Annotated in this window: 6 protein-coding genes and 1 pseudogene; all 7 read right to left on the bottom strand. The window is 45.6% G+C overall.

Annotated features, from left to right (window positions below; translation table 11 throughout):
* Positions 1-761 (bottom strand): annotated as a pseudogene (locus tag BG32_RS04060) (peptidase U62); the annotation flags it as partial.
* A 12-nt stretch (positions 762-773) separates the two neighbouring features.
* Positions 774-2,114: a TldD/PmbA family protein gene (locus BG32_RS04055; protein ID WP_006487478.1), complete on the bottom strand. Its 1,341-nt coding sequence runs from the start codon at positions 2,112-2,114 to the stop codon at positions 774-776.
* Positions 2,115-2,347: 233 nt separating this feature from the next.
* Positions 2,348-3,409: a glutamate 5-kinase gene (gene proB, locus BG32_RS04050; protein ID WP_006487477.1), complete on the bottom strand. Its 1,062-nt coding sequence runs from the start codon at positions 3,407-3,409 to the stop codon at positions 2,348-2,350.
* Complete coding sequence (locus tag BG32_RS04045; protein WP_121526441.1) at positions 3,409-4,650, bottom strand: glutamate-5-semialdehyde dehydrogenase; 1,242 nt, start codon at positions 4,648-4,650, stop codon at positions 3,409-3,411. The genes proB and BG32_RS04045 overlap by 1 nt, the downstream gene beginning before the upstream one ends.
* Positions 4,634-5,464, bottom strand: coding sequence for a pyrroline-5-carboxylate reductase (gene proC, locus BG32_RS04040; RefSeq protein ID WP_014729967.1), 831 nt, complete (start codon positions 5,462-5,464; stop codon positions 4,634-4,636). Before proC ends, BG32_RS04045 begins: the two co-directional genes overlap by 17 nt.
* 14 nt (positions 5,465-5,478) lie before the next feature.
* On the bottom strand, positions 5,479-6,072 hold the full coding sequence (locus tag BG32_RS04035) for a type 1 glutamine amidotransferase (protein ID WP_006487474.1): 594 nt from the start codon (positions 6,070-6,072) through the stop codon (positions 5,479-5,481).
* A 462-nt stretch (positions 6,073-6,534) separates the two neighbouring features.
* A partial coding sequence (locus BG32_RS04030) for a fructose-bisphosphatase class II (RefSeq protein WP_121526439.1) occupies positions 6,535-7,041 on the bottom strand: 507 nt, incomplete at its 5' end.

The following is a 7,041-nucleotide window of genomic DNA, read 5'->3' as shown; positions in this document are numbered from 1 at the left end:
AAGAAACCATCTTCCACATTGCGCGTCTGGAAAAGAGTGACTTTGTCGGAGAAGACTTTTTTGCCGATCTTCCCCGAAAGAAGGGATCCACCCGAGCCGAAAAGCATACCGTTTAGAGACTCGTAGAGTTTCTTGTAGTAAGTCATATCATCTGACCTGAAAACTACCGGATAAACTCCTTCTTCTATGTCAGGCAATTGGTTCATGTATGCATCACAAATCATATTAGTCAGCTCGATAAAGGAGTCTTTATGGAACTTCCTTCCTTCGTATCCCGTCATCGCATCGATGATGTTCGATGATTTCTTGTCCTTTATGACTAGTTCGAGACTTATGAATTCGCGAGATGATTTCAAGTTAAGACCGAGATCGTTCTGCATGGAAGACTCGACTCTTGCAGATTTGAACAAGTGGCTAAAACTAAAATGAGGTTGGTCTCTTCTCAGTTTCTGGAGAATCTCTTCTGTAGCTTCAAGCAATTCTTCTTCGCCCTGGAGATCTGACCGGTGGCGTTCTTCTCTCACGAGCTCTCTAGAAGCCTCGTAGGGATAAGGAATCGCAAGCTTCAACGATTCTTTTGCCTTTGCCACGAGTTCTTCTTCATTACACTCTCCAAGCGCACCGGCAACCCCCATTGACTTGCCATCGTATAGTCGAATCGACGTGCGAAGAATGTCTTTCTTCCTTACAGAACTGACCTGTGTTTGAACTATCTTTACTGCATTTTCTGTATAATGAACAACATATCTTTCCTTCGTCATATCCAGCACCTCCTAGTGAACACTCAGCGAGCGGACTCGGACATATGGTCCCCCGAATCCAACGGGAAGGGGGTATTGCTCCATTTTCCCACACCCTCCAAGCGCAAACGATAGAAGCTTGAACTCCTCGGTCAGTCCCTCGATCTCGTTAAGGGTTTGGAAAACACTTCCCGTCACCACAGAGATCTTTACCGGTTCTGCAATCTTTCCGTTTCTGACCATGTATGCTCTACATGGAGCGAGCGTGAAGGTCGACATGCCGGAGCCGTGGTTTAGAGAATCAACGTAGACGCCTTCTTTTATACCGGAAAGAAGCTCATCAAAGGATAATTCACCAGGTGAAATAAAAGTGGTGGTCATTCTCACAATCGGTTCATACTCGAAATTCACAGCCCTGGCATTTCCCGTCAGTTCTTCGCCTAAAGCTGCCGCAGTTTCTGCACTGTGCAACCGTCCAGATAGAAGGCCCTCTCTCACCAAATAGGTTTCTTCTGCCTTTGTTCCCTCGTCATCAAAAATGACATTCCCGACACCTGGCTTATTCCCATCGTCGACAATAGACAAAATTTCGCTTCCCACTCTTCTGCCCATTTTCCATTCTTCCATCATTGTCCTGTCTCCGATCATGAAATCCGCCTCGCTCTTGTGTCCAAAACTCTCATGCGCAAAGACGCCGGCAGCTTCCGGAGAGAGAATAACCGGATAACTGCCCGAAACAACCGGTCTTGCATTTCTTATGAAATCTTCAGAGGTCTCAACAGTCTTTCTCACTTCTTCATGAAGTCCCTTTATAGAGTCAAGCTCGTTACCGGCAAGATCATATCTTTCCATGAACTGCTCTTCATCTTTGGCCATCTGGAAGAGCAGTCTGAAACCTACTCGTTGGTAATCGAATTCCAGATTCGCCCCCTTGCTCGAAAAGAACCTCTTGCCAACTCTCTGATCTATATACTGACCTCTCCAGAACTTCACTAGCTCGCTCTTTTCGACATGGGGAAAGTAACTTGAAAGAATATCGTATTTCTCATTGAGAGAGGTTTTAAAAACGTTTAAGTCTCCATCGAATCTCAAGTACGACCCTTTGTTTGCCTGGAGTTTCCGTACCACTCCATGCTCTTCAATGGAGCGATTCTTCTTTGCAAGAGAAGCCAGCCTGTCAAGTTCGTCCTGAATTGAATCAAGATCTGTCGTCGCGCTGAAGTACCATCTCTCTCCATCAAACACCCTGATGAAAGCCGCCGAGTACCTCTGCTCTTTCATATTGTCTGTTCTTCCAAGTGTCACCACAATATCGCTTTTCGAAACATCCTCGATTCTGACATCCGAGTACAAAAGGTCCGGGAAACTATACATATTTCACCTCCAACGTGTCCTCCTTCGAAAAGTATACTACGAGATCTTTAGACATCAGGGCGGAGATTACTGTGGTAGGCTTTAACTAAGGAAGACATATTTCAGATTTCGTTTGACCTGGTTCTTATCCATAGTCTCTGCTAAATTGTGGCTGCGTTCGCAATTCCACAAATTTCATGTAGTATTTATTTGACCATTCGACATCTTACGAAGCGAGGTCTTTTATTAACGTGTTAAATACGATAGGAATTATCGATGTGAACCACTACCTTTGCACAATCATGGCCCAGGACAGAGGAAATCCTATCGCTCCTCACTCCCTTGATTTTCTGGACTTCTGAAGCACTGAAATTAGAGATTCCCCTCGCGACTTCCTTTCCCTCGACTGAGCAAATACTTACTACATCACCTTCAGAGAACTCTCCAGAAACATCTTCTACGCCTACCGCCAAAAGACTTTTCCCTCGAGCAATAGCCCCTTCGGCTCCTCGATTTACTGTGATCTTTCCTCTCGGAGTTGAAAGAAAGCCAATCCACGTCTTGCGGGCGCCGGGAGATTCTATTGGGGAGAAGATTGTTCCGACATCCTTTCCCTGAACAAATTCCTCTATCTTTCGGAAATCCCTTCCATTACAAATACAACTTCTAATGCCACTTGCAGACGCGGCGCGTGCAGCCCTTATCTTTGTATCTATTCCGCCTGTACCCCAGGAATTATTCTCTATGTTCTTGAGTCTCTTCGATGGGTCAAATTCCCGAATCACTTTTCCTTCCTCATCGAGGATTCCATCTATAGTTGACATGAGTATCAACAGGTTAGCCTGCCATCCGATAGCAAACATTGAAGCGAGAATGTCGTTGTCCCCGAACATGATCTCTTCGGTGGAGGTTGTGTCGTTTTCGTTCACTATAGGAACAAGACCGAGTTCAAGAAGCCCTATAAGAGTATTTCTGAGATTGAGAAATCTCTTTCTGTCTCCAAAATCGTCTCTGTTAACTAGAATCTGTGCGATTCTCTCTCCAAAGAGATCGAAAACCGTCTCATACAGCTTCATCAGCTGGACCTGCCCTGCGGCGCAAAGGGCTTGCTTCATGTAAAGATCGCCATTCGACTTTTTTCCCTCCAGATAACCAAAGCCAGCCGCTCTGGCTCCTGAAGACACTAAGACAACCTGGCTGCCTGACGATTTCAGCAAAGAGATCTCTCTCGCAAGCTCAGTCACATATTTCTTATCGATTTCTCCGTTACTCTTTACAAGCAGGTTGGAACCAGCTTTCAGGACCACTCTAGACATCACTTTCTCACCTGATTATTCCCAAGTATCGTATACTTGTAACTTGTTAGCTCCTTAAGACCAAAAGGTCCTCTTGCGTGCAGCTTCTGTGTGCTTATGCCTATTTCACTGCCAAAACCGAATTCTCCGCCATCGGTAAACCTTGTTGAAGCGTTAACGTAAACGGCTGCGGAATCCACGTCTTTCAAGAATTTTCTGGAATTAGCGTAGTCGTTGGTCAAGATTGCTTCGGAGTGCCCCGACGAGTATTTCTCAATATGCATAATCGCTTCATCCACGTCTTTAACTACCTTTATGGCAAGCACCAGATCAAGAAACTCAGTGGCGAAATCCTCATCGGTGGCGGAAATCATCTTCCAGTATTTGGTTGATTCATCACAGCCCCTCAGCTCCACTCCTTTTTTTGAGAGAACTTCGGAGACTCTTGGAATGAACTCTGCAGCTATGTCCCTGTGAACAAGCAACGTTTCAACGGCGTTGCACGTTCCTGGTCTCTGTGTCTTCGCATTGTCAACTATTTCCACCGCTTTATTCAGATCTGCATTGTAGTCCACGAAGATGTGGCAGTTACCAGTTCCAGTCTCTATTACGGGTATTCTTGAATTGTTGACCACGAACTTTATCAGTCCCGCGCCGCCCCTAGGTATTATCAAAGATAGATATTGATTCATTTTCAGCATCTCTTGCACAGCTTCATGAGAAGTATCTTCAACGAGTTCCACCGAACTATCGGGAAGACCGGCCAAAGCTAGGGCAGTCTTAATTGCGGAAACTATTGCCTTGTTGGAGTTAATAGCATCGCTCCCTCCTTTTAGAAGGACCGAATTGCCGGATTTTATGGCGAGTATGGAAGCGTCGACGGTGACATTCGGCCTCGACTCATATATCATACCGATTGCCCCAATCGGAACCCTCTCTTTGGAAATAAGCAGCCCGTCTTTCTGAACCCAAGCGCTTTCTATTTCACCAACCGGATCAGGCAGAGAGGCAACATTCTCGCATGATTTAACCATCATAGCGATTCGTTCTTCGGAAAGAGCTAGTCTGTCAATTAGAGACTCCTTCATTCCCTTCTTTCTCGAGTTTTCAACGTCAATGGAATTGGCCCGGAGGATCTCTCCTTTCTGAGTTTCGAGTTCTCGGGAGATCAACATGATCGCTTCGTTCTTCTCATTGGTGCTCAGCAACCTGAGCTTTCTCGAAGCGGTCTTAACTCTCTCTCCCTTATTCAGAAGATCCATTATGTGTCACCTCCAGCTCGGAGTTGATCTCTTCAGCTCTCAAATAGGTGTCAAAGAGAGCCTTCATTATCGTGCCTCTCAATCCTTCTCTCTCCAAAGAATAGATTCCTTCGATCGTCGTGCCTCCGGGTGAGGTTACGAGATGACGGAACTCGCCAGGGTGATTTCCCTTCACCTTAAGCAACTCGACCGAACCCCCAAGAGTGCCGAGAATAAGCTCTCTGGCAACGTCATAAGAGAGACCCATTTTTAGGCCCACATCAATCAATGACTCAACAATCACAAACACGAATGCCGGGCCACTACCGCTTAGAGCGGTAACAGCGGAGAGGTCTTTCTCCCTGACTTCCACAATCTCACCCATTGTGCGAAGGATTCTCTCGACCTCTTTTTTCTCCCTTCCTGTAAGTGAACTCGAGCAAACGAATCCCGTGACGCCCCGTCCTATTGCGCTTGGAACGTTTGGCATAATTCGGGCAATCTTTTCCAAGCCCGTCTTCCTTGAAATCAAAGCTATCTCAATTCCAGTTATTGTGCTGATAATGATTGGAGAGGAGTTCTTACCGTTTATGACTTCCGCAAATAACTCCATACAGTCCTGAGGTTTCACCGAAATTATTACGTGGGTGCAATTCTCCAGGACTTCACCGGGAGTCTTCGCGATAACCACTCTCTCAGTTTCGCCAGAATAATTTGAAAGCCTTTCCTGATTTCTGTCCAGCAAGTACAGCTTCTCGAGACCCTCAAGCTCTCCGAGAAGCCTGTCGGCAAAGATTCCACCTATGTTTCCTACACCGATAATCCCTACTCTCATATTCCCCTCCTGAGTCATCGCTTGTGAAAGCTGACGATCCGGCAAAAATTGGCAAAGATTCTTTGCAGCTGCTCGTCAGAACCAAGCTCAATTTCCTCTGGATGAAACTGTATACCGAATCTCAACCCATCTGTAGAAGATATTCCCTGAATGAAAGTTTCATCCCCCCATGCAATCTGCCTGTAGCCATAAGGTACGTAAGGCAGACCATAATTGTGTCTCTGATAGGCGCTAACTTCACTTTCAATTCCCGAAAAAAGTTCATGTAAAGCGTCCAGTCTTATCTTTGTAACTCCCAGCTCTTTAGATACGACCAGTGACTCACCACCGATCCTGGCCAGAATCTGCATTCCCAGGCAAATACCCAGAATTGGCCCCCTAAAACTACGAACGAAGTTTCCTCCAGAAGATAGTGCTCTTCCTTCGAAGTAGTTGCTCATTGAGAAACCACCAGTTATTATCAATCCGTCACAGCTCAACTCGTCCTCAGGAAACCCGTCAAGAAAGGTTCTCCATGTCGAATACTCATACCCCGTGTTATCCAGGGCCTTTTCAACAGGGGAGATTTCTTTGTAAAAATCACTGTCGTTTTGCAGAATGCAGATCACAGAAATGCCTCCGTTGTTTTGCGCTTATTATAGCACCTGAAAAGCAGTAGACCTTATCGGAAGAGCAACAACATTTGTGGCAAAAGATCTTCAATTATGACTTTTGTTGGAAGCTCTAAAAGATCAGATTTTTTAAGATTGACTATTCAAATATATGGATAAAAACCTCTCGCTCACTTTTCGGGATCCAATATCCGCTCTTTGCAGTTTCCGGTAAGATTTTTGGGTGGAAACGTGCACGATTCAATTTCGAAACGCTGAAAGATACTTAATTGATGAAAAATCGGAACTCCATGCTTCTCCTGCCGCAGATTTTCTCAACCTGATAACGCCCCGGAATAGACGGCGTGGCTTTCTTAATCAGGCATTTCCAGTGACAGCAATGAATCTACAGCTTTCAAAGCGCTGTGGGATCTATTAGTCAAAAATCCCAAATCATCAAGGGTTTTATTTGTCAGACTTTCATGCTCTCTTCCCAAGCAGGCTGTTAAATATGGAGACCTCTCCCCCAGACTTCGTCGTTATGGTTTTGTAAGCTATCTCATGATAAGCCCTTATTCTTCTTACTGTTCTCGTGCTCGATCTCATTGCTATTGAATCAGTAATTGCTTGACTGTGAGTGAACCGGACTCCCTTAAGGAAAGAGCCATCAGTGATCCCTGTCGCACTGAAAACTACTTCTTCGCCATCTATGAGATCCTTTGTCCCGTAAACAGCGTGGAGTTCAAAAGAAGATTTTTCTACTTTTTCAATTTCGTCTTTGTCTCTTGGCCAGCACTTAACCTGAATTTCGCCTCCCATGCACTGAAGTGCGGCGGCTGCAAGAACTGCTTCAGGCGATCCTCCTATTCCCATGTAGATTTCTGTCCCTCCATCCGGAAGAGCGGTAGCGATTGCGGCAGCAATATCCCCGTCATTTATAAGCCTGATTCTGGCACCGACCGTTCTAACTGCTTCCACGAGCGGATG

It is taken from the genome of Mesotoga sp. HF07.pep.5.2.highcov, assembly GCF_003666285.1.
Taxonomy (GTDB): domain Bacteria; phylum Thermotogota; class Thermotogae; order Petrotogales; family Kosmotogaceae; genus Mesotoga; species Mesotoga prima.
This window is presented reverse-complemented; position numbering and strand designations above follow the sequence as displayed.

Bases quoted from the DNA above. Each gene is read 5' to 3' on its own strand.
- BG32_RS04055 (WP_006487478.1), bottom strand. From the start codon at position 2,114: ATGTATAGTTTCCCGGACCTTTTGTACTCGGATGTCAGAATCGAGGAT.
- proB (WP_006487477.1), bottom strand. From the start codon at position 3,409: ATGTCTAGAGTGGTCCTGAAAGCTGGTTCCAACCTGCTTGTAAAGAGT.
- BG32_RS04045 (WP_121526441.1), bottom strand. From the start codon at position 4,650: ATGGATCTTCTGAATAAGGGAGAGAGAGTTAAGACCGCTTCGAGAAAG.
- proC (WP_014729967.1), bottom strand. From the start codon at position 5,464: ATGAGAGTAGGGATTATCGGTGTAGGAAACATAGGTGGAATCTTTGCC.